A 21,861-nucleotide genomic window follows, 5' to 3' on the forward strand; every position below is an offset into this window, starting at 1 on the left:
GCCCCCCGATCCTGTATATTCCCTGGGGGAAACGCCATGACCAAGCCCATCGCCTTTGGCAGCCTGCTTCTGCTGACCACTGCGCTCGTTCCACCAGCGTTCGCGCAAACCGATCCCGCAGCGCCAGCCGGTTCAGCCGCGACTGCAACGCCCGCTGCGACCGACGCCAGTCCGCCTGCTTCGCCCAGCGCCGCCCAAGCGCAGCCCACTGACGCGGCGCCTCAGGAACAGGTTGAAGTTTCGACACCCGGCGGCGACGTCGGCGGCGATATCGTCGTGGTCGGTCGTTATATTCCCGAACCCGTGCGTGCCACGCCAGAAATCGTAAGTGTTCTGTCCAGCGCGGATATCGCAAGAACCGGAGAAGGCGACATTGCCGGCGCTCTCCAGCGCGTCACGGGGCTGAGCGTCGTCGGAAATGGCTTCGTCTTTGTTCGCGGATTGGGTGACCGCTACTCACTGGCGCTGCTGAATGGATCACCGCTGCCAAGCCCTGAGCCGCTCCGCCGCGTCGTGCCTCTCGACATCTTCCCGACCAGCGTCATCGCTTCGTCCCTGGTCCAAAAAAGCTATTCGGCAAATTATCCCGGCGAGTTCGGCGGTGGCGTCATCAACTTGACCACCAAGGCCATTCCGAAGGAAACGTTCCTGGACATCGGCACCTCCATCAGTGGAAATTCGGAAACTACAGCTCGGCTGGGTTATACTTACGACGGCAGCGATCTCGATTTTCTGGGCTTTGATAATGGTCTCCGCGACTTCCCGAAGGGGCTGCGCGACGCAGTAGTCGGCGGCAAGTTGGCCAGCACCCCTTTTGCCGATCGGCAGGCATTTGCCGCAAGCCTGGTCAACGCGGAAACGACCCTGTTGCAGCGGAACTTCGACATCCCCGCGAATTTCTCTGCGGACGTGAGTTTTGGTACAGCTTCCGACCTGTCCGATGGCCGGATCGGCATCATCGCTGCCGCTGGCTACAGCAGCACATGGCGGACCCGTGATATCCGTCAGCAGTTCTCGACGGATCCCGATCTCGCAACGGTAAACATCGATCGTCAGACCGTGATCACCGACAATCGCGTGGTCGTAAACGGCCTCGTCGGTGTTGCAGCAGAGTTCGGCGAGCACAAGGTCCGCTGGACGAACCTCTACATCCGCGACACGGTGAAGCAGGGTCGTCTATCAGTGGGCTACACGGACAGCATCGGCGGTGCCGATCCTGTGCCTAATCCCGATTTCTACGGTACGCCGCCGGTGATCGAGCAGAACACAAACTGGTTCGAGCGTCAGCTCATCAACACGCAGCTGGTGGGAGAATTCAAGTTCGACGATCTCAGCATCGACTTGCGCGGCGCTTATGCGAACACCCAGCGTGAATCGCCCTATGAGCGCACTTTCGTGTACACGTACAACAGCGGCGTCAAAGACTACATCAACTCGCTGACGAGCAGCGGTGGGCAGGAAGCCAGCGTCGCGTTTTCGGACCTGAACGAAGATCTGTACTCGGGTGCTGCCGATCTATCATACAGCATCCCCGGCGATCGCAAGATTACGGTCTCTGGCGGCTATGCCTATACGAAGACCCAGCGTCAGTCGTCCCGGTATCTGCTGTCCTATATAGCGAGCAATACCCTGCCGCTGGGCGTCGCACAGGAGCGGCCGGACTATCTGGTTTCCGACTATAACATATATACTTATGGGATCGGCCTGCGCGATGACTCAGGCGCACAGGGTGCCGCCGTCTACAATGCCGACCTGGAAATCCATGCCGGATATGGTCAGGCGGAAATCGAAATTGCCGATGGCCTGCGGTTTACCGGCGGCGTCCGCTATGAAGACGCGACACAGTCGGTGGTTACGGGCGGTGCAACGGAGGAAACGAACCTTTCCAATAACTACTGGTTGCCTTCCGCAACGCTTACTTGGAATTTCGCTCCTGATTGGCAATTCCGCGTGGCAGGATCCAAGACGATCGCGCGTCCGCAGTTCCGCGAACTGGCGCGGCAAATCTATCAGGATTTCGAAGCCGACCGTGAGTTCCGCGGTAACCCCGCGCTGACGGACAGCGAACTCTTGAACGCCGAAGCCCGTTTTGAATGGTATATCGGTCGCGATCAGCGGATTTCGCTCGCGGGCTTCTATAAGAAGATCGATAATCCGATCGAACAAGTGTCCTTCCTTGCAAGCGGAGCGCAGCTTTCGACCGGCTTCGCCAATGCTCCGGAAGCAACCCTGTACGGCGCGGAACTGGAACTCCAGAAGTACGTGCCGCTGGACGGATTGGGTGCCGGGTTCGAATCCAAGCGTCTCGTCCTGATCGGCAACTACACCTACACGCAGTCGGAATTGAAGATCGATAACAGCCAGGTTATCGGCCCGAATGGAGAAGCGGTGACAGCCAATGTGCTGTTCCGCGACGGCCAGCCGTTAACCGGCCAGTCCGATCACATCGCCAACGTCCAGATCGGCCTGGAAGATACGGATCACCTGCTTCAGTTTACGGTGCTCGGTAATTATTCCAGCGAGCGTGTCACCAGCCGCGGCCTGAACAGCGTGCAGCAGCCGGATATCATCGAGAAACCTGGCTTCCGCCTGGATCTGGTCATGCGCGCGGGCGCAGATTTCCTGGGTATTCCCGTGGAGTTCAAGGCAGAAGCCCGCAACCTCACGCGGACCAAGTATCAGGAGTTCCAGCAGAGCGGCAGAAACCGGATCGACATCAACCGGTACGAACTGGGCCGCAGCTTCTCGCTGGGGGCGAGCGTTAAATTCTGACCATTCGGGAGCGGCCTGGGGTCTAAACCCAGGGCCGCTCCCGATACCATTTCGTGATCACATGCTTGACCCCGCTGCGAACCTTCATGCCATGATGGATCGTCGCGGGGTTCAGTGCGCCGTCAGGTCGCCGGTTGTCCCATGCGAGCAACTTGCCGCTTTCCGGCTGGATGGTCTTCCCGACTTTCGTGAACCGCGTCGCGCCACCTGCCTGCGGCTCGTTCAAGTAGATCATGAGCGTCCACGTACGGTTGCCCGCGACGGAGCAATATCGCTGGAAATCCTGTCCGTCGGGCTCGAAATAGTCCGTATGCGCCTTGAACTCCTGACCAACGGCATAGCGTTGACCCTGTAACGGTTCGCCGTACATCGGATCGATCCCTGCGTACTCCGCTATCGCCCGGTCGATGCTGGCGATGAAGGGGTCGAGCGGGTCCAGGTCGCAGGTTTCGCTGGTCCGGAAATATCCGTCGCCATTGTCGTCGGCGATCGTCGAGGGGCGGCGATTAGCCTCTATTCGCGCGATCAGCTCGGCACACTGGGCATCGGACAGGAATTTCTTGTGGATGAACAAAGTGAGGTCGCGGCTTGGAAACCGCTGAACTCCGGGGTGGGCGGCAATGCGGGCAGCATCGCCGTCGGCCCCCAAGCTCGAAGATGAAGGTGCGTGCATCGCCGATCTCTAACCAATTTATCCGGCGTCGCCAATCGCTTGATGCGGTGCAATAAAACTGTCGCAATTGCGTCACGTAACGGTAAGAATGCGCGCCTAATCGAACCTGCATCAGGGTATTCAGGCCCGGGGGAACCGCAAGCAATATGCCCAGCGCCATCACGGACAGCATACGCGCACGCGCCGCATTGCTCGCCCGGCGAATGCCACGCGCAGCCGTGCCTAGGCTCAATGGCTTTGCTGCGCTCGAATGGCTGGTGCTTGCGCTTCTTGCTGTTCAGATCGCGCGTTTGATCTGGGCCGTGGTCACTCCGGTGTCCAGCTATGGAGCCTGGACCGGGCGGCAGGCGGTTATTCCCTCCGTTGCCGAACGCCTTGCGCTGTTTACCCGCTTCGATCCCTTTTTTCGGACGCCCGATGCGGCGACGGGCGGGAGCCCAGTGGTCACGTCGCTGGCGTTGACCGTCTATGGCATTCGCGTCAATGAAGGTTCGGGCTTGGGAAGCGCCATCGTCGCCACGCCCGACGGCATCCAGAACAGTTTCGCCGTGGGCGATGAAATCCTGCCTGGCGTGAAGCTGAAAGCCGTTGCCTTCGACCACATAGTCATCGAACGCGGCGGAGCCGAGGAAACGGTGTTTCTCGACCAGTCGCAAGCCGCGCCCGTCGCGGCCTCCGACGCGCAACCTGCTTCTGGTCCGGGGCAGACAGTGCCCCAGAACATCGTCCCCCAAAGCCTGACGCCCGCGGCAATCAAGTCCGACATCGGCTTTAGTCCCCGCACCGAAGGCGGCCGTGTGACCGGGCTCGTGCTCTCGCCGAAGGGACCTGCCTTCCAGAGCGCGGGTTTTCAGCCGGGCGACATCGTGGCGCAGATCAACGGCCGTGCGATTACCTCGCTAGCCGATCTGCAGGCGCTGCAAAGCCAGATCGCGCCCGGCGCCCGCATTTCCATGATGGTGGAACGCGGCGCCACCACCGTTCCTATTGCCCTGACATTGCAAGGATCATGAAAATCCAGTTTCTCCTTCGCAGCGCCGCTCTTGCGCTGGTGCTTTCCGCGCCGCTTTCGACGTCCGCCAGGGCTCAGCAGACGCTTAACGTTCGCGACGCCGATATCCGCGCCTTCATTCAGGATGCCGCTCGCGTAACCGGACGGACCTTCATCATCGACAGCCGCGTGCAGGGCAAGGTGTCGGTCGTCACCGACCGGCCGCTCTCCCGGTCAGAGTATTTCGAGATATTCCTCTCCACCTTGCGCGCCAACGGCCTTGTCGCAGTGCCTTCCGCGGGCGGCGCTTATCGTATTCAGCCTGCAGACGGCGCTGCCGGGCAACCGAGCAGCGTCGGCCGGGCCGCCAGCCGCAACCAGTTCGTGACGGAAGTCTTCCGCCTCCGGTCCATTGACGCCGCATCGGCACTTGAGACGCTGCGTCCGCTGGTCAGCCGCGACGGGTCGGTGACGGCCAACCGGAGCGGTAACAGCGTGGTCGTGGCGGACTATGCCGACAACATCCAGCGTATCCGGCAGGTCATCGCCCGCATTGATCGCGATACCTCCGCCACACAGATGGTGATGCTGAAGAACGCAGGTGCGCGCGAGATTGCGGCGTCACTGCAGGCGCTGGTCGGCAGCGGCGGCGGGGGTGGAGAAGGCGCACCTGCGGCTGGCGTCGCCGCCACTGTCGTTCCCATAGACAGCAGCAACGCGATTGCCATTCGAGGGGACGCATCGACCGTTGCGCGGCTTGCCAGCATGGCGCGCGAACTGGATCAGCGCGCCGCCAGCGGCACGGAAATACGCGTCTACTGGCTTGAACATGCGGACGCCGAGAAACTTCTCCCTGTCTTGCAGCAACTGGTGGGTCAGGGCGGCGGCACCCAGGCGATCGAGGCAGCCGCTACGGTGGCCCGGGGCGGGAGCAATGCTCCCCCACCAGCGGCTGCGCCCGCATCCGCTCCTTCGGTTTCCAGCAATGCAGGTTCCGGCACCAGCATTTCAACGCGCGGGCCCGCAATCGTCACGCGCTATGAGGGTGCGAACGCCATCATCGTTGCCGCCAATAGCGACGTGCAGCGAATGCTCGGCGAAACCATCCGCCAGATCGACACCCGCCGCGAGCAGGTCCTGGTGGAGGCGATAATCGTCGAAATCGGCGACAATGCTGCGCGCCAGCTTGGCGTACAGTTCCTGATCGGCAGCACGAAGACGGGATTTGCCGTCACCAATTATAGCAACACCAACCCCAATATCCTGACACTGGCTGGCGCCTATGCCGCGACCAGACTGAACCAGTCGACGACCACGGTCAACGGCACCACGACAGTCACGCAGAACACGAGCCAACTTGGAAATACGCTTCAGGAAGCGGCGGTCAGTTCCTTGCTGAACGCAACCGGCGGATTTGGCGGTATAGCCACCCGACTGGGTGACAATGGAGCGCTTGGCGCAATCATCAATGCGGTTCGCAGCGACACGGACAGCAACATCCTGTCCACGCCTTCGGTGATGACGCTGGATAACCAGAAGGCGAGCATCCTCGTCGGGCAGGAAGTCCCCGTGACCACGGGAGAGGCGCTGAGCCAGAACTTCGACAATCAGTTCCGCACCGTCCAGCGGCAGAATGTCGGCGTCCAGCTGGAAGTGAAACCGCAGATCAATGCGGGCGGCGCGATCAAGCTTTTCCTGCGGCAGGAAGTCAGCAGCATCGCCGGTCCCGTCTCCAGCAACAGCAGCGACCTCATCATCAACAAACGTGAGATAGAGACGACCGTCACCGTGGACGATGGCGAGATCCTCGCGCTTGGTGGGCTGCTCGACGACAATGAGCGCCGAACCATCGAGCGCATCCCGCTCCTGAGCGACATCCCGCTTGTCGGCGAACTCTTTAAATCGCGCAGCAAGTCGCGGGCGAAGACGAACCTCATGGTGTTCATCCGCCCGACGATCCTGCGCAGCAAGGAAGATGCCCAGCGGCTTACCGCTCAACGCTATGGATATATTCGCGGCCAGCAGCTGCTGAGCAATCCGAAGGAAGAGCCGAGCCTGGACGAACTGTTGCGTGACTATATGGGCACGACACCGCCTGTCGCGCCTCAGCCGGGCGATGTGACCGCGAGCGGGGGCGTCATCACAGCAGCGCCGGGCGAGCCTGTCGTCGTGACACCTGAAGTCCGCTCTTCCACTAGCGTCGTGCGGCCGGTCCAGGTTCCGCCCAGCGAACCGAAGCGATGACTCGCCGGGCATCTTTTCAGGAGCGTGCTCGATGAAGATCGATCGTGGCACCAATCTCACGGAGCAGGATGCGGTCCCGCCGCTTGCGGAAAATCCGCTGGCGATCTCTCCGCACATCGCCCCGCGTCTGATCGACATCCCCTATGGTTTCGCTCGCAAGTTCGGCGTGGTCATGTTGGGCGCAGAGGAAGGCACGCGGCTGGCCGTTGCATTCCGGGAGGGCGGCGATCCCCGTATTCTGCTCGAAGTGCGTCGTCATCTCGCGCAGAGCTTCGACGTTCGTTTCGTCGATCCGGTGCAGTTCGACAGGCATCTTTCCGATCATTACGCGATGGACGGCAGCGCCGCCGCCATGGCCGGATCGATGGAAGTGGGTGCTGACGAACTCGACCTGATAGCGGGTGACATCCCGACAGCCGATGATTTGCTCGACAGCGCGGATGATGCGCCGGCGATCCGCCTGATCAACGGCATCATCGCCGAAGCCGCGCGACAGGGCGTGTCGGACATCCACATCGAACCCTATGAAACCGGCCTTGTGGTGCGGATGCGCATAGACGGCGTATTGCGGGAAACGCTGCGGATGCCCCCGCATGTCGCTCCCGTGGTCGTCAGTCGCGTCAAGGTCATGGCCCGCCTCGATATCGCCGAACGCCGCGTGCCGCAGGATGGCCGTATTGGTCTGACTCTAGGCGGCAAGCTGCTCGACGTGCGTGTCTCGACCCTGCCCAGCCGTGCGGGCGAGCGCGTCGTGCTGCGTATCCTCGACAAGGAAAATGCCGGACTGTCACTCGATGTGCTTGGCATGACCGGCAATGCCGATCGCATCTTCCGCGAAGCCCTGGCGGAACCCAATGGCATCATCCTGGTCACAGGTCCGACAGGGTCGGGCAAGACCACCACGCTCTATGGCGGTCTGCGCCAATTGAACGATGGCAGCCGCAATATCCTGACGGTCGAAGACCCGGTGGAATACGCCATCGACGGGGTAGGGCAGACGCAGGTCAATCCGAAGGTCGGCCTAACCTTCGCGGCAGGCTTGCGCGCGATCCTGCGGCAGGATCCCGATGTTGTTATGGTCGGCGAAATTCGTGACCGGGAGACTGCCGAGATCGCGGTGCAGGCGTCGCTAACGGGTCACCTCGTCCTGTCCACCGTCCACACCAACGATGCAGTCGGCGCCATCACCCGGATGCGCGACATGCGAGTCGAGCCGTTCCTGCTGGCGTCGACCTTGCGCGCCGTCATTGCCCAGCGCCTCGTCCGCCGTCTTTGCCAGCATTGCCGGGAGCCGGTGCAGGCCGACAAGTCGGTGTCGGCTCTGCTCGGCTTCGATCTTGGCACCATCGTCTACAAGGCGAAAGGGTGCCCGGAGTGCAGCGAAACCGGGTTCAAGGGCCGCATCGGTGTGTTCGAGGCGATCCGGATCGACGATACGATCCGCCGCCTCATCAACGATGGCGGCGACGAGTCGCTGATTGCCCGCCACGCCTTTCTGAACGCGCCCAACCTTGGCTCCGCTGCGCGCGCACTGGTCCGCGACGGGCAGACCACGGCTGAGGAAGCTATCCGCATTTCGCGCCGCGAAGTTGAGCCCGAACCGGCCGCTGTAATTCCTGCCGATGCCTGATTTCGACTATCTTGCCATCGATACAGCCGGACGCGAAAAGCGTGGCAAAATGCGCGCCGACAGCATCGACGATGCCAGGGCACGGCTGGACGCGCGCAAGCTGTTCGTGGTCAAGGTCGACGCCGGGATCACCGCGACGGCACCTGCGGGCCGCGCCTTGCTGGCGCGCCGTGGCAAGAAGCTGTCTCCCAAGGAACTGACACTGTTCACGCGCCAGCTTTCAACGCTGGTGCAAGTCAGCCCACTGGAGGAATCGCTCCGCACGATTTCCCGCCAGAGCGAGCAGGATCATGTCCGCGCTGTTATTGGCCGCGTTCATGCGGGCGTGATGGAGGGCCGCCGCCTTTCCGACTCCCTGGGAGGCGATCCCCGCAGTTTCCCGCCGCTCTATCGGGCGATGATTTCCGCAGGCGAAAGTTCGGGCAGCCTTCCCACGATCATGGAGCGCCTTGCCGACCTGATGGAGCGCCAGGCGGCGATCCGCTCGAAGGTGATAACGGCGGTGGCCTATCCCTCTGTACTTGCGGTGTTCGCCGTAACGGTGGTCATAGCACTCATGATGTTCGTGGTGCCCAAGATCGTCGAGCAATTCGATAACATCGGCCAGCAATTGCCGTTGCTTACCCGCATAATTATCGGCATTTCCAATATGCTGGTGGGCTACTGGTATATCTTCCTGATCATAGGTTTCATGCTAGGCTTAGGAGCGTGGTATGCGCTGCGCCAGCCTGCCATCCGTTACCGCTTCGATGGCTTGCTCCTGCGTCTGCCGGTGATCGGGCGTCTGATCCGCGATCTTCATGCGGCGCGCATGGCTCGTACCTTGTCCACGATGATCGCCAGCCGCTTGCCGCTTATGGAAGGGCTCGCGCTGACAGCCAACACGGTCCACAATCGGGTTCTGCGCCGCGCGTCCGACGACATCGTCGAAGCCATTCGCGGTGGCGGCAGCCTCTCCGCGGCCCTGCGCCGCGCCGGAGTCTTTCCGCCGCTGCTGGTGTACCTCACCGCCAGCGGTGAGGCGGCGGGGCGGCTCGACACCATGCTCGAACGCGCGGCCGATTATCTCGAACGCGAATTCGACAGCTTTACTTCCACGGCGCTGGCGATGCTTGAGCCGATCATCATCATATTGATGGGTGGCATCGTTGCCGTCATCATCCTCTCCATTCTCCTCCCCATCCTGCAATTGCAAAGCCTCACAGGTGTTTAAGTTCATGAAGTCCCCTTTCACTCGCCGCGAAGTCGAACAGAACTTCGATTGCTCGAGGCGTTCCGCCGAACACGGCTTCGGGTCTGCCAGACGTTCCGCCGAGCACGGCTTCACGTTGGTCGAACTGCTGGTCGTGATCGTCATCATCGGCCTGCTGGCGACGATCGTTGCCATCAATGTCATCCCGGCAACCGACAAGGCGCGCGTCGAAAAGGCGAAGGCCGACGTTGCCACGATCGAACAGGCGCTTGATCAATATCGGCTCGACAACCTGAATTATCCCGGCGCTACCGAGGGTCTGCAGGCGCTTCTTTCTCCTCCAGCGACGCTTGCGCAGCCGGGCCGTTATCGACGTGGCGGCTACATCAAGAAACTGCCCGAGGATCCATGGGGTCGCGGGTATAAATACACTGTGCCGGGCAAGAACGGCCCCTTCGACATCTACTCGCTAGGCGCGGATGGCCAGCCGGGCGGCGAGGGTGACAATGCCGACATCTACTCCAGCGAGATATAAGGCTGGCCACGAGTCTTCGGTGCGCTGCGCCGAACACGGCTTTACGCTTGTCGAGCTTATGGTGGTGATCGCGATCATCGGCCTGACCTCTGCGGCTGTCATCCTTGCGATACCCGATCCGCGCGGACGGGTGATGGACGACGCGGAACGCTTTGCTGCGCGAACCCTTGCGGCGCGCGACAACGCCGTGATCCTTGCGCAGCCCTTCTCCGTCTGGGTCTCCGCCTCCGGTTACGGTTTTGAGCAGCGCCGGGAGGGGCAGTGGGTGCCGTTGGAGGACAAGCCCTTCATCACCACCAACTGGCGCGAAGGCACGACTGCCCTTGTGGGCGACACAGGCCGTGCGCAGGTGACTTTCGACAGCACGGGGCTTCCCGAGGATCCGCTCGCCGTGAAACTCATTCGCGAAGGCGAGGCCGTGACGGTCCGGGTAGACATGGCAGGCAAGGTCAACGTCGATGGCTGACAGGCATCGCCAGGCAGGCTTCACATTGCTGGAGATGCTGGTCGCGCTCGCGGTGTTCAGCCTTGCCGCGCTCGCCCTGATCCGCCTGCAAAGCGTGACCATCCGCACGGCAGCCGATCTTGATACCAAGGTTTCGGCGCAAATTGTCGCAAGAAACCTGATGGTAGGCTGGCAGACCGATCCCGAGCCGCCAAGCCTCGGCGAGGCCGAAGGCGACGTGGAAAATGCCGGGCAGCGTTGGCACTGGACCCGCGAGGCGACCAAGCTGGATGATCCGCGCCTGATCCGCGTGGACGTGCGGGTAGAGGGCGAGAAAAGCCCCGCGCCAGCCATGCTGACATTCGTGCGAGCCATCCCATGATAGCGGCGCCACGCAATGGCTTTACGCTGATCGAGCTTCTTGTCGCGCTCACCATTTTCGCCATGTTGGCGGGAGCGGGCGTGCTGCTGCTGGGCAACAGTGTCTCGGCGCAGGGTGCTATCAAGGTACGGCTGGATGACATGGCGACGCTGGAGCGAATGGATGGCGCGCTGTCAGCCGATCTCGGTCAGGCCGTATCGCGCATCAGCCGCACGGACACCGGCACTCTGGCGCCTGCCTTTTTCGCCAATCCGCAGGGGGAGAACACACCCGCCCTCCAGTTCGTGCGAGCGGGCCGCAGCAACTTCAGCGACGCGCCTCGGTCCTCCCTTCAAAAGGTGGAATATTGGGTGCGGCAGGGCAGACTGGAGCGGCGCACCTATGATCACGTCGATGGCGGGGCAGCAGCCGAACCGGCGGCCTTGCTGGAGGGGGTGCAATCCGTGGCATGGCGCTTCCGTGATGCGAAGGGCGATTGGCTGAACGTCTGGACGCCACAGCAACCCGACCTCCTCCCAAGGGCGGTCGAGATGATCATGGCCCGCAGTGGCAATCCCCCGCTGACCCTGATTTTCGGCGTTGGCCCGGGACCAGAGCCTCAAGCCGCCTCGACAGGAGCAGCCGGTGGCTGATCCGCGGCGTCCCAGTGAACGCGGAGCCGCGCTGCTGACCGTCCTGCTGCTGGTCGCGGTGATGGCCGTAGTTGCTGCGTCCGCGCTTGAGCGCGTGACGTTGGCGACGCGTCTCACCGGCAATGCCGGCGTTCAGGCGCAAGCTCGCGCCTATGCGGAGGCAGCCGAAACTATAGCGCGCCTGCGGATCGCGGATCTTGTTGCGGCGCAGCCCGGCAAGACCACGCTCGCGGGAGGCTGGCTCGGCACACCGCAGCAATTGCCGGTTCCTGGCGGAACAGCCACTGCGCGCGTGACGGACAGCGGCAACTGCTTCAACCTCAACAGCGTCGTGGCGGGCACCGGATCGTCCAACCTTGCGATGCGGCCGATCGCGATCAGCCAATTCCAAGCGTTGATGCAGGCGCTCGCGATCGATCCGCGCCAGGCACAGTTCATCGCCACCTCGCTCGCCGACTGGATCGACAGCGATAGCATACCACTTCCCGGGGGGGGCGAGGATGAAGCCTATCTGCGGTTGCCGCAGCCTTATCGTACCGCCAATCGCATGATGACCGACGCTAGCGAACTGCGAGCCGTTCAGGGCGTCACGCCCGCCATCTACGGCCTGCTGCGGCCCTGGGTATGCGCGCTGCCGGTCAGCGATTTGTCCCCGATCAACGTCAACACCCTGCTGCCTCAGCAGGCTCCTTTGTTCGCCATGCTGTTTCCGGGGCAGGCGAGCGTGGAGCAGGCGCGGCAATGGCTGGCGCAACGTCCGGCAGATGGCTATGGGAGCCTCAATGACTTCTGGGCGGCGCCTCAGCGGGCGGGGTTTACGCCTCCGGGCGAGGTCGGCACGCAGACCAAGCTGACGAGCCGCTGGTTTCGCGTGGACATCAATGTGGAAGTGGGGGGCATCGGCATGAGCGAGACGGCGTTGATCGACGCACAAGCCGCGCCTGCAAAGCTAATCTATCGGCATTGGGGTGAGAATATATGAGCGCCCGTGATGCTCTCATCGTGATCCTTGCGGCAGGCGATAGCGCGCCGACATGGTTGCGAGTGATCGACGGTGACATCGTCCAGCGCGGCACGGGCACCGATTGGCTCCCCGCCTGCGGATTGCGGGAATGGTCTGCGGACGACACCGTGATGCTGGTCGTGCCAGTCGAGGCAACCACGTTGCACTGGATCTCCCTTCCGGATCTGCCAGTGCGGCAGGGCAGGGCGGCGGCCCGCCTCGCCGCGCTGGATGCCAGTATCGGCCAGAGCGACACGATGCTCGCCGTCACTGATCAACAGGATGACCCCGCCGCCGCTCATCTCGTCGCGGTGGTTTCGCGGGCCGACATACAGCACTGGTTGCTTTGGGCACAGCATCACGGGATTGATCCCGACATCATCATTCCCTCGGCGCTGGTCCTGCCTGCCCCTGCAGAGGGGATTGTGAGGGCCGTGCTGGGAACGGAGGCTGTCCTCCGCGGCGGCGACCTTGCGCTGGCTGCCGCCGATGCCATTGCGCCTATTCTCATCGATAGCGACAACGTCGTCGACCTTCCGGACGCGGCAGTGGCCCAGGCACTGGTCGCTGCCTTGGATGCGCCGGCAATCAATCTGCGGCAAGGCGACTTCGCCAAGCGGACGCGCACCACTCTCGACACGCGTCAACTCGCGCGTATCGCGATGTGGTGTGGTTTCATCGCACTGGTGAGCCTGGTGATTGCCCTCATCATGATATTGAAGCTGAATGCCGATGCGCGCCGGCTGGATGCCCAAAGTGTTGAAGTTGCGCAGAAAGTGCTTCCCAGCGCCAATGACGCGGTGATGGCCGAGCAGGAACTGGACAGCAAATTGCGTGTCGCAGGGACCGGCGCTTATGGTTTCTCCGGGTCGACGGCCGGGATATTGGCCGCAATGCGCAGCGCGCCCTCGGTCGCCCTGACGTTGCTTGACCGCGCACCTGACGGAACGTTGAAAGCTACGCTGGCTGCGCCGAAAGCCGATGACATCAACGTGGTCCTTATCGCACTGCAGGCGTCAGGCTTCACGATCACCGCGACCTCGTCTGCAGATCCCAGCGGGCGTGTGCTCGCCGACATAACGGTGCGGCCATGAGTGCTTTTAGAACATGGTGGATCGGCCTGAGTACGCGCGAGCGCGTGTTGGTAGCGATCATGGGCGTGCTGCTGGCGATCGTGATCGTCTGGCTAGGCATTGCACGTCCTGTCGAGGGTGCGCTGGAGACGGCGCGGACGCGACAAGCAGAAGCGCTGGATCGCAATGTCGCCATCCGGGCAAAGGTGAAGGTTTTGCAGGCCATGCCCGCGCAAGCCTCAAGGCCCACCGCGGGGCCGCTGGACCAGTCCGTCGGGCAGAGCGCAGGCGAGGAAGGCTTCACGCTGGAGCGGACGCAAGCGCAGGGCGAAGGGCGGGTTGAAATTGCCATTGCATCCGCCCGACCAACGGCGCTGTTTGGATGGCTGGCCAAACTGGAAGCGCAAGGCGTCATCGTCGACACGCTCACGGTGCAGCCTGCACCTGCCGCTGGAACCATCTCCATACGCGCAGTCCTGAAAAGGGCAGGGCAGTGATGGGCCTCGCTCTTTCTCGACGGGCCAAGCTTGGCCTGCTGCTGGCGCTGCTCCTCGGCCTGATCGCGTTTCTGCCGCTTCGGCTGGCGCTGGGCGCATTCGGCCTAGATCGGATCGGCGTGAGTGCGCGGTCGGTTCAGGGAAGCGTCTGGTTCGGCAAAGCTGCGCAATTGAACATCGGCAATCTGCCTGTCGGTACCGTCAGCGTCGGGCTCTCGCCCGTGCAATTGCTGGTAGGCCGCGCGCGTCTGGACATCTGGAGGAAAGCCGGTGCACCGGACGATATCGAGGGCGCGGTGACGGCGGGGGTCAACCGCATGGGCATAGACGATGTGACCGGCAATATCCCTCTGGGTCCGATTTTCGCGCCCTTGCCCATAAATGCTATCCAGTTCAGTGACGTCAGCGCCTATTTCGCGAACGGCGCGTGCGGACACGCCGAAGGGCGCGTGAGAGTCTATATCGGTGGCGAATTGCCGGGCCTCAACCTCAGTCAGGGACTGACGGGCGAGGTCCGCTGCGACGGCGAGGCCGTTCTCTTGCCTCTTGTTAGCCAGTCCGGCCTCGAAAAGTTCAATCTGCGCATCATGGCAAATGGTCGTTACACCACTGAAATGCTTGTGCAGAGCAGCGATCCTGCGCTCGGACAGGGCTTAGACCCAGTCGGGTTTCGCCGGGCCGGGAATGGCTACACTCTGAGGATCGACGGCACACTGTGACGCCGGCGATTACGGCGGGGCTCGGTGCAGTCGCGGGCGCAATCATCGGCAGCTTTCTCGCGACATTGATCCTGCGGTGGCCGGAGGGCCGGTCGGTGGCCTCCGGCCGGTCCGTCTGCGATCATTGCGGAACGGTTCTCGGTCCCCTCGACCTTGTCCCCTTGGCGAGTTTCCTGGCTCGGCGCGGACGTTGTGCGCACTGCAGCGGCAGGATCTATGGCCTTCATTTCTCGGTGGAACTTGCCTGCGCAGTCATTGGCGGGATCGCATTAGGGCAGGCGTCAGGACTGGAAGGCGCCGGATGGGCCGTGCTGGGCTGGGGTTTGTTGACGTTGGCGATTTTGGACTGGCGGCATTTCTGGCTGCCCGATGCACTGACCCTGCCGCTTATCTTCCTCGGAATGACATTGGGCATGTGGACCACCGATGTTTCGCTGCTGGATCGCGCAATAGGCGCCGCAGGTGGCTACGGCACTTTACTGGTCGTGTCCTTGGCCTATCGCGCGTGGCGCGGCCGCGAGGGACTGGGATTGGGCGATGCCAAATTGCTGGGCGCGATCGGCGCTTGGCTAGGGTGGCAGGCGCTGCCGTTCGTGCTGCTGATCGCGAGCCTATCGGCGTTGCTGGTCGTAGGCATCGGTTTCGTGCGAGGCGCGAAGTTGGATGCGAAAACCCAAATTCCGCTCGGCACGTTCCTGTGCATTGCTGCCGTTCCGGGATGGCTGTTGATGCTGATCTTGATGAATCATGGTGCCGGCTGACCGGCACATACTTTAAGAGCCGTTCCGTATCTGACCTGCTAGGTTGATGATTTGGGCCATGCGGCCCTCCAGGCGGATATCCACACCCCGGCCGTTTCCCTTTGGGATCAGGATCAAGGTGTCGATCAGTGAGCGGATCGCGGCGATCGCCTGCGCACGCGCGGGGCCGTCGTCTGCCAAAGCGACGTCGAGCTCATTCACGTAGGCGCGGTATCGATCACCGAGATCCGGCGATGCTTCGATCAGCTGGCCGGTCGCTAAACCGTCCAGCTGCAGTTCCAGAGCTTGCAGCTCATGGCGCGCGTCGCGCAGCCGATCCTTGACCTCCGCGAATTCGCCAGCGCCTTCCGCGATCGCGTCGATAAGTCGGCCGACGCGTGCTCGCGCCTTGGCTAGCTTCGCTTCCAGCGGCTGCCTGGTGGAGGACGCCTCCGCGAGACGCCGCGCCATGCCGGCGTTGTAATGTTCGATGAAATGCGCGACCGCGTTCGTGTCGAGCATTGTGGCCTTGAGCTGGCCCAAGACGCGGCGCTCAAATTCACGCGTCGAGATCGTCCTGGTGTTGGTGCAGCCCAAACGGCTCTTGCAGTTGGAGCAGCCCCACTTTTCGGTGCTGACCACGATCCAGTTGCCCGAGCAGATGCCGCACTTGCCAAGACCCGACAGGAGCCGCTTGGGTTTGCGCTGCCTTGATGCAATCACGCCATCGAAAGCGGCGTAGCGTCGTTCGACGGCTTCCCAATCTGAATCGCTGACGATCCGCAAATGGGGGACATCGACCGATCGCCATTCGCTCGGCGGATTGGGCCTCACGACGCGGCGGCGTGTCTTATGATGATACACCCGCTTGGTGCGGTTGTAGATCATCACGCCTCGGTAGAGGTTGTTTCGCAGGATGCCGTTTGCGCGGACGCGATCGCCATGCAGCGCCGTGACGCGCCATTTGCTTCCCGAGGGGCCCGGCACGCCTTCCTCGTTCAACCGCTTGACGATCGCGTAGGCGGAGACGCCGGCGAGCACCTCGGCGAAGATGCGGCGAACGATGTTGGCTTGCTCTTCGTCGATCTCAAGGATGCCGCGGATGATCTCTCCATCGGCGTCAATCGGCTTCACGACCCGGTAGCCGTATGCCCGCCCGCCGGCGTTCAAGCCGCGGCTATGCTGCGAACGCTGCCCACGCCGCACGCGGTCCGCCAAGTCCTTCAGGAACCTAGCATCCATCAGGCCCTTGATGGCGCCGGTGATGTCGTCGACAACGCCATCGGCAAGCGTGAACAGCCGCGCACCATGATATTCAAGATGCTCCCGCACCGCATGCGCGTCGCCGGCGTGCCGCGCGATCCGGTCCGTCGCTTCGGCGAGCACCTGGTCGATATCGCCGCGCTCGATCCGGGCCAGCATGGCATTAAGGCCCGGCCTCTGCAGCTCCCCTATGCCGGCACGACCGCTTATCTCATCGTCGCTGAAGATATCGACGACGGGCCACGCATCACGCTCGGCCCGCTCGTGCAGAATGGCTAGTTGATCTGCCGTGGATCGGGGGTTCTGAAGGTCGCTGGAGTAGCGGGCGTACAAAATTGTTCGCATCGGCTCAGGCTCCCGCGCGCCTGGGCGATGTCGCGGTCGACCATGATGTCGGCGAGCGCCTCCACGATCTTTGCCAAAGCTGGGTCGAGCCTTTCGTGTTTAGCCATTGCTTACTCCTGCTGTTCGTGTGGACGGCACCGCGCAACACCGGGCCGACAAGTGGCAGTTCAGTCGTTCTCGGGCGGTCCATTACTGCGCAGGCCCTCCGAGCAGAGCGGACGAGACGAAGAGCTGGTGCGCGCGTTCTTCGATCAACTCGGCGCGCTTCAGCTCCGTTACGTACCGAATGAATGCGCCGCCCTTGGCGGACATCGATGCGGCGTGGGCGAGCTGGGCGCGGGACATTCCCTGATGCGCGAAAATTAACGGGAGAAGTCGGCCGGCGGCGCCAATGCGGTTCGCCCACCATTCCACCAAGGCGCGCCCCGGTCTCGGTAGCTCGGGTACGTCAGCGCCCGCAGCGACGACGCCAGCCTCCGTCGCAAACCAGCAACGATCGCTCTGCTCAATGAGATTGGCGTCGCAATATCGCTTGCGCTGCCGGATCCATGCCCCGCCTCTCCGCGATCGGCCAGCGCGTGCTGCCCAGGCGGCTTCGGTCAGGCCCGCGGGATAGATCGACGCTAGAACGCCAAGGGACCGATATTCGCGTTCGGGGGCGGCACCCGTCGCTGGTGGCGCCGCCCCCTGCGCTTCCGCTTCGGCGAGGGGGAGGCGAAGCGGGGCGGTCTCGGACGCGTTACCTGTTCCGCTGTCGACGCTCAGCGGTCTGCCGTTGCGGATCGCATCGACCATCTCTTCGATTGCGGCGAGCCCTGCTGAGTAGCGGTCGCATTCCGAATCGATGCCCCGCAGGTGCTCGAGCTCTGCAGTCGCTTCGGCCAACTGCGCCTCCAGCGCCGCAATCCGTCGGTCACGCTCGACGATCATCGTTCCAACGAGGCTACCCTTTTCGCGCGCCGCCTTTGGATCGTCAGGAATCGTATCGTCGGGCAGGTCTGCAGATACAGGCGCGAGCGCCTGGCGCAGTTCATCGACCAGAGCGCTCGACACCGCGATCGGCGCCGGCGGCGCGTCGCCATGGCGCGGCGTACGCGAGCTGTCGAAGGTTGCGTTCTCCGGAAAGGCATGCCGCTCGAGCGTCGCCTTCAGCGGATCCCAGACAAAGCCGGTGCCGGTCGGCAATCCTGCGAGTTCGCCCTCGATGCGCGCGATGTCGCCGGCGTTAGCGGCCAGTTGGTCGCGCATTGCTTTTCGGTCGGCCGTGCCGGTCTGGCGCATGGCGATTACCACCGACGCCATGCCGGCCGCCGACTTGTCGATGCGGCTCAGGCGCTGAGCCGCCATCATAAGGCGGATGCCATTGCCGAGGCCCTGCTCGGCCAGGCGCAGCACCGACCTGAACGCGCCGCCGCCGCCGCCCTGCGGCACCCATGACTGCGCCTCGTCCAGGCCGAGGTGCAATGCGCCGACATTGTGCAGGAACACGGCGTCGGCGAATGCCTCCACCCATTCCAGCTGCTCGTGAGACTTCCACTGGCTGACGTCGAATATCGCCGGTATGTTCCTGGTGACAAACAAACGGCCGAGTTTGTCGCCGTCCGCAGGGGACATAGGAATATGCGCCCGCTTGCCACCGAAGATGATGAAGTCGAGGCCGGGGTTCTGGCCGTCTGCAGAGAGCGTAAGCCCCCAATGGTTGCCGAGCTTGTCGACAGCGCCGACGCGCCGATCGGCGCGGCGTAAGCGCTCGAGGAACCCGCGCTGCTGATAGGTCTTGCCAGCGCGCGTGGTGCCGAGGAGGAGCAGGTGCCCCTCCTCTAGCATTTCAAGAGTGATGGGGTGGCTGTTCACGGGCGAACCGCCCCTCTGTGGCTACAGCCGATGTCCCCTCGCACAGCACATCGCGGGCAGGGCTCGCGATCGAGCGGTTGGAAGTCGTCCGGTAGCGGTAGCGACGCTGCTACGGTGTGGCGGGCGGCTCTCTCTTCCCGCGCTAACTGGAAATTGTTGGCAACGGCGCGTGGCAGCGGCTCATCCGCAAGCAAGGCTTCGACCCGGGCAATCGTCAATGGCGTAGGCCGCTGCGCGATCGCGACCTGGCTCAGCCATTTGCGAGGATCCGAGGACAGGCGCCGGGCCAGCCAATGAACCGAGACGCCTCGCTCCTTCGCGCCCTGCTCAATTGCGGCCACGATGTCAGCGCCGGTTACGAGCGTCGTCATGCATCGACCTTCCCGCGGAATCGCTCCAGGAGCTGCACCCACGCGGCGTCGTCGGCCGCGCTGGTGTCGGGCTTCACTTTTCGGAAGTTGATGGCAGGCCAGTGCTGGCTGCTGGGCTTCTCGCTGAAATGAAGGAAGCGGCCCTCCCAACAGATATCGGTGACGCGCAGAAGATCATTTATCTTCGGATTGTTGCCTGGATCGCTCGGCCAATCCTCGGAAATGCAGATCGCCAGATCGCCTGGCTGCCAATCCTCCCTGGATCGGCGTACGGAGAGCAGCATCATGATGACCACGAAGTCAGTGAAGTTCACGCGCTTGCCTCCTCGTTCTGGCTTTCTGGCTTTCTGGCTTTGCTCGTCGGGGGATCGAAGCGGAGCATCGGGTGGACCCATGCCTTGGCGCGCTTCAGGGCGCGGGCGACGGGCGCGACCAACTCCACGACCTTTAGCTTGTCCCACGTGCGGAAGGAGGCGGCGTCTACGAAGGGCTGCGCATAAGCCAGACGCTGCGCTCTCGGCAGCAACTCGACCATGTCTTCGGTAGGCTCAACCAGTTCCCGAAGCTTTGCGTCGCTTGCGTAGCCTGTCTGTTCGGCCAGTAGATCGTGGAGCGGGACGCGGTAGCCGTCCGCGTTCGCGGAGCGAACCAGCGACAAGCCGGCGACGACCGCGGCGACGGTGTTTCGGAAATATGCGCCTGCGGCCTTGTACTGCCTGAAGGCGGAAACGAGATCCTCTTCCTTCATCGATGCGTGCTCGCGCACCGTTTCGACTGCACGTTTCCACGCGGCGTTCGCCTCGGTCTGGCCGAGCAGAGTAGCGGCCGCGACGCCCGGCACGTTCTCCCGGTCGTGAACCAGGGCGCTGCAGCCGAGCTCGTGCGCCATGCCGCCCCGCAACTCGCGGCGCGCCATGCTCCAGATCAGGTAATCGTTGGCGAGCGTCCCGTTCTCGTCGGCGTTGAACAATAGCGCCGCGCGCAGCATCTGCCGCCGTACCGAGCGCATCGCCTGGATGCCGTCCTGCGTGAGGCCATGATCCAGCTTGATTGCGGCATCGGCCCTTTGCCGTTCCAGGAAGTGATAGGTGCTGTCGATCGCCTTGCCGCCCTGCACCGGGCCGGGACGCAGGGCCTGTTCTGCTGCGCGAGCGTCGACTTTAGGGATCGGCCCCGCAGAGGCTGCGCGGGAGGGTGCCTTGCGGCCTTCAGCTGCGCGCTTCGTCTTTCTGCTGGCCCACCACCAGCGTATCTCGAGTTCGCCGTCCGGTTCGACGATGAGGGTGCCGAATATATCGCCATCCGGTAGGATCAGGTGCTGGCGGGCTTCTAGGGCGGCGAGTTCTTCCTCCATCGGCTCATAGTCGGCATCGATGGTCGCGATCGCGGCGACGCGCGCGGGGGTGTCCGGATCTTCCAGCAGCTTTTCGGCCTTCGCCTCAAGCTCGGCCATCCTTTCGCGGAGATCCTCCATGCGGCGACCGTCGGCGTCCGATCGCGGCTTCAGCTGTGGCGAGATCTCGAGATCCTTCGCCACGCCGCCGAACTCACGGTCGGCCGGGTACTCGGTCGCGAAGCGAAGATCGCGACCGGATTGGCGGCGCAGCTGCTGCCGCATCGCTTCCAGCTTCGCCTCGGCAAGCTGGACGAGGACGCCATCGTCGACGACGCGGCCGCGCTCCTCGCTATCCTCCGCGAACAGATCCAGCTCGTAGCGTCCGCCGGCGTCTCGATAGGTTTGCTCGCCAATGAAACGCAGCAGCTTGCGTTGTTCGCCGTCGCCAACCTTCAGCATCCGACGGATGACTTCGGGACTACGCGCGAAGGCGGAACCGGGCAGGCGCTGCAGCTGCTCGTACACGTGACGCTGCAGGGCATGATCTTCGGTCGCGGCGAAGGCTTTTGCCTGCGCCTGATCGATCAGCCCGTCTTCGAGCGCATTGAAAACGATCGGTTCCAGATTGCCCAGGCGGGCCCAGCGCTGGACGGTCGGGACCGTCTGCCCATTGGTTTCCGCGATCTCCTGGATCGTGCGGCCGCGCTCATGGGCGCGATACACGGCGGCAAAGACTTCGTAAGGGCGCAGCTCTACGCGGACGAGGTTTTCCGCCAGCGACATTTCGACCAGCTGCGCCTCGCTCATGCCCTCGCGGACGATGACCTCGATGGGATGATCGGCGGGGATGCGACCCTGCTCTATCAGCAGCTTGAAGGCGCGGTACCGGCGGCCGCCGGCAAACGCTCCGTAGATCGTCGGCTGTCCCTTGGCGGCGGGCATCGGGTGCACCACCAGCGGGTAAAGCTGTCCTCTTGCGAGGAGCGATTCCGCCATGCCCTGAATGGAGTTGGCGTCGGCGCGGTTCTGGCGAACATTATAGGGCGAAACACATAGCTCGCCGATCGTCATCGTTCTAAAGGACATGGACGTTCTCCGGCTGATGGAGGGCGCCCGCGCCGCCAGCCCCCTGGCGACGCGGGATCGGTCTGCCGGCCGTCAGCC

21 protein-coding genes are annotated in these 21,861 nt (G+C 63.2%); 14 read left to right on the forward strand and 7 right to left on the reverse strand.

What is annotated here, in order from left to right; translation table 11 throughout:
* Window positions 1-36: 36 nt before the first annotated feature.
* A complete protein-coding gene (locus QHC67_RS03450) occupies window positions 37-2,772 on the forward strand; it encodes a TonB-dependent receptor domain-containing protein (protein ID WP_319291008.1) in 2,736 nt (911 codons plus the stop codon).
* A 22-nt stretch (window positions 2,773-2,794) separates the two neighbouring features.
* On the opposite strand, the gene QHC67_RS03455 is transcribed toward QHC67_RS03450, so the two are convergent.
* Window positions 2,795-3,445, reverse strand: coding sequence for a 2OG-Fe(II) oxygenase (locus tag QHC67_RS03455; RefSeq protein ID WP_319291010.1), 651 nt, complete (start codon window positions 3,443-3,445; stop codon window positions 2,795-2,797).
* Window positions 3,446-3,648: 203 nt separating this feature from the next.
* On the opposite strand from QHC67_RS03455, the gene QHC67_RS03460 reads away from it, so the two are divergent.
* The 13 genes from QHC67_RS03460 to QHC67_RS03520 are packed head-to-tail and all read left to right on the forward strand — an operon-like array spanning window position 3,649 to window position 15,549.
* On the forward strand, window positions 3,649-4,458 hold the full coding sequence (locus QHC67_RS03460) for a type II secretion system protein N (RefSeq protein ID WP_319291115.1): 810 nt from the start codon (window positions 3,649-3,651) through the stop codon (window positions 4,456-4,458).
* Entirely contained in the window at window positions 4,455-6,680 is a 2,226-nt protein-coding gene (gene gspD, locus QHC67_RS03465) for a type II secretion system secretin GspD (RefSeq protein WP_319291013.1), read from the forward strand. The genes QHC67_RS03460 and gspD overlap by 4 nt, the downstream gene beginning before the upstream one ends.
* Before the next feature lie 31 nt (window positions 6,681-6,711).
* Complete coding sequence (gene gspE, locus QHC67_RS03470) at window positions 6,712-8,310, forward strand: type II secretion system ATPase GspE (protein WP_319291016.1); 1,599 nt, start codon at window positions 6,712-6,714, stop codon at window positions 8,308-8,310.
* Window positions 8,303-9,523 (forward strand): type II secretion system inner membrane protein GspF, encoded by a 1,221-nt coding sequence (gene gspF / locus QHC67_RS03475; RefSeq protein ID WP_319291018.1) that lies wholly within the window; start codon window positions 8,303-8,305, stop codon window positions 9,521-9,523. The genes gspE and gspF overlap by 8 nt, the downstream gene beginning before the upstream one ends.
* 4 nt (window positions 9,524-9,527) lie before the next feature.
* On the forward strand, window positions 9,528-10,037 hold the full coding sequence (gspG, locus tag QHC67_RS03480; RefSeq protein WP_319291021.1) for a type II secretion system major pseudopilin GspG: 510 nt from the start codon (window positions 9,528-9,530) through the stop codon (window positions 10,035-10,037).
* A 19-nt stretch (window positions 10,038-10,056) separates the two neighbouring features.
* Complete coding sequence (locus QHC67_RS03485) at window positions 10,057-10,503, forward strand: GspH/FimT family pseudopilin (protein ID WP_319291024.1); 447 nt, start codon at window positions 10,057-10,059, stop codon at window positions 10,501-10,503.
* Complete coding sequence (gene gspI, locus QHC67_RS03490; protein ID WP_319291027.1) at window positions 10,496-10,864, forward strand: type II secretion system minor pseudopilin GspI; 369 nt, start codon at window positions 10,496-10,498, stop codon at window positions 10,862-10,864. Before QHC67_RS03485 ends, gspI begins: the two co-directional genes overlap by 8 nt.
* The gene (gene gspJ / locus QHC67_RS03495; protein ID WP_319291030.1) at window positions 10,861-11,496 is read left to right on the forward strand and encodes a type II secretion system minor pseudopilin GspJ; all 636 of its coding nucleotides are present in this window, start codon (window positions 10,861-10,863) and stop codon (window positions 11,494-11,496) included. The genes gspI and gspJ overlap by 4 nt, the downstream gene beginning before the upstream one ends.
* Window positions 11,489-12,478, forward strand: a complete 990-nt coding sequence (gspK, locus tag QHC67_RS03500) for a type II secretion system minor pseudopilin GspK (RefSeq protein ID WP_319291032.1) — start codon at window positions 11,489-11,491, stop codon at window positions 12,476-12,478. The genes gspJ and gspK overlap by 8 nt, the downstream gene beginning before the upstream one ends.
* Window positions 12,475-13,593: a type II secretion system protein GspL gene (gene gspL / locus QHC67_RS03505; RefSeq protein ID WP_319291035.1), complete on the forward strand. Its 1,119-nt coding sequence runs from the start codon at window positions 12,475-12,477 to the stop codon at window positions 13,591-13,593. Before gspK ends, gspL begins: the two co-directional genes overlap by 4 nt.
* Entirely contained in the window at window positions 13,590-14,069 is a 480-nt protein-coding gene (locus QHC67_RS03510) for a type II secretion system protein M (protein ID WP_319291038.1), read from the forward strand. Before gspL ends, QHC67_RS03510 begins: the two co-directional genes overlap by 4 nt.
* Entirely contained in the window at window positions 14,066-14,788 is a 723-nt protein-coding gene (gspN, locus tag QHC67_RS03515; protein WP_319291040.1) for a type II secretion system protein N, read from the forward strand. The genes QHC67_RS03510 and gspN overlap by 4 nt, the downstream gene beginning before the upstream one ends.
* Complete coding sequence (locus QHC67_RS03520) at window positions 14,785-15,549, forward strand: A24 family peptidase (RefSeq protein WP_319291043.1); 765 nt, start codon at window positions 14,785-14,787, stop codon at window positions 15,547-15,549. Before gspN ends, QHC67_RS03520 begins: the two co-directional genes overlap by 4 nt.
* A gap of 12 nt (window positions 15,550-15,561) precedes the next feature.
* Here QHC67_RS03520 and QHC67_RS03525 read toward each other — a convergent pair whose 3' ends face one another.
* The 6 genes from QHC67_RS03525 to QHC67_RS03550 form a co-directional block, all read right to left on the reverse strand.
* Entirely contained in the window at window positions 15,562-17,136 is a 1,575-nt protein-coding gene (locus QHC67_RS03525) for a recombinase family protein (RefSeq protein WP_319291045.1), read from the reverse strand.
* Window positions 17,067-17,243: a hypothetical protein gene (locus tag QHC67_RS03530; RefSeq protein ID WP_319291048.1), complete on the reverse strand. Its 177-nt coding sequence runs from the start codon at window positions 17,241-17,243 to the stop codon at window positions 17,067-17,069. The genes QHC67_RS03525 and QHC67_RS03530 overlap by 70 nt, the downstream gene beginning before the upstream one ends.
* A gap of 82 nt (window positions 17,244-17,325) precedes the next feature.
* Window positions 17,326-18,990: a hypothetical protein gene (locus QHC67_RS03535; protein WP_319291051.1), complete on the reverse strand. Its 1,665-nt coding sequence runs from the start codon at window positions 18,988-18,990 to the stop codon at window positions 17,326-17,328.
* A complete protein-coding gene (locus QHC67_RS03540; protein WP_319291053.1) occupies window positions 18,987-19,361 on the reverse strand; it encodes a hypothetical protein in 375 nt (124 codons plus the stop codon). Before QHC67_RS03540 ends, QHC67_RS03535 begins: the two co-directional genes overlap by 4 nt.
* The gene (locus tag QHC67_RS03545) at window positions 19,358-19,675 is read right to left on the reverse strand and encodes a hypothetical protein (RefSeq protein WP_319291056.1); all 318 of its coding nucleotides are present in this window, start codon (window positions 19,673-19,675) and stop codon (window positions 19,358-19,360) included. Before QHC67_RS03545 ends, QHC67_RS03540 begins: the two co-directional genes overlap by 4 nt.
* Window positions 19,672-21,783: a ParB/RepB/Spo0J family partition protein gene (locus QHC67_RS03550; protein ID WP_319291058.1), complete on the reverse strand. Its 2,112-nt coding sequence runs from the start codon at window positions 21,781-21,783 to the stop codon at window positions 19,672-19,674. Before QHC67_RS03550 ends, QHC67_RS03545 begins: the two co-directional genes overlap by 4 nt.
* Between the last annotated feature and the right edge of the window lie 78 nt (window positions 21,784-21,861).

It is taken from the genome of Sphingobium sp. (assembly GCF_033795625.1).
Lineage (GTDB): Bacteria > Pseudomonadota > Alphaproteobacteria > Sphingomonadales > Sphingomonadaceae > Sphingobium.

Bases quoted from the DNA above. Each gene is read 5' to 3' on its own strand.
- QHC67_RS03450 (WP_319291008.1), top strand. From the start codon at position 37: ATGACCAAGCCCATCGCCTTTGGCAGCCTGCTTCTGCTGACCACTGCG.
- QHC67_RS03455 (WP_319291010.1), bottom strand. From the start codon at position 3,445: ATGCACGCACCTTCATCTTCGAGCTTGGGGGCCGACGGCGATGCTGCC.
- QHC67_RS03460 (WP_319291115.1), top strand. From the start codon at position 3,649: ATGCCACGCGCAGCCGTGCCTAGGCTCAATGGCTTTGCTGCGCTCGAA.
- gspD (WP_319291013.1), top strand. From the start codon at position 4,455: ATGAAAATCCAGTTTCTCCTTCGCAGCGCCGCTCTTGCGCTGGTGCTT.
- gspE (WP_319291016.1), top strand. From the start codon at position 6,712: ATGAAGATCGATCGTGGCACCAATCTCACGGAGCAGGATGCGGTCCCG.
- gspF (WP_319291018.1), top strand. From the start codon at position 8,303: ATGCCTGATTTCGACTATCTTGCCATCGATACAGCCGGACGCGAAAAG.
- gspG (WP_319291021.1), top strand. From the start codon at position 9,528: ATGAAGTCCCCTTTCACTCGCCGCGAAGTCGAACAGAACTTCGATTGC.
- gspI (WP_319291027.1), top strand. From the start codon at position 10,496: ATGGCTGACAGGCATCGCCAGGCAGGCTTCACATTGCTGGAGATGCTG.
- gspJ (WP_319291030.1), top strand. From the start codon at position 10,861: ATGATAGCGGCGCCACGCAATGGCTTTACGCTGATCGAGCTTCTTGTC.
- gspL (WP_319291035.1), top strand. From the start codon at position 12,475: ATGAGCGCCCGTGATGCTCTCATCGTGATCCTTGCGGCAGGCGATAGC.
- QHC67_RS03510 (WP_319291038.1), top strand. From the start codon at position 13,590: ATGAGTGCTTTTAGAACATGGTGGATCGGCCTGAGTACGCGCGAGCGC.
- QHC67_RS03525 (WP_319291045.1), bottom strand. From the start codon at position 17,136: ATGCGAACAATTTTGTACGCCCGCTACTCCAGCGACCTTCAGAACCCC.
- QHC67_RS03530 (WP_319291048.1), bottom strand. From the start codon at position 17,243: ATGGCTAAACACGAAAGGCTCGACCCAGCTTTGGCAAAGATCGTGGAG.
- QHC67_RS03540 (WP_319291053.1), bottom strand. From the start codon at position 19,361: ATGACGACGCTCGTAACCGGCGCTGACATCGTGGCCGCAATTGAGCAG.
- QHC67_RS03550 (WP_319291058.1), bottom strand. From the start codon at position 21,783: ATGTCCTTTAGAACGATGACGATCGGCGAGCTATGTGTTTCGCCCTAT.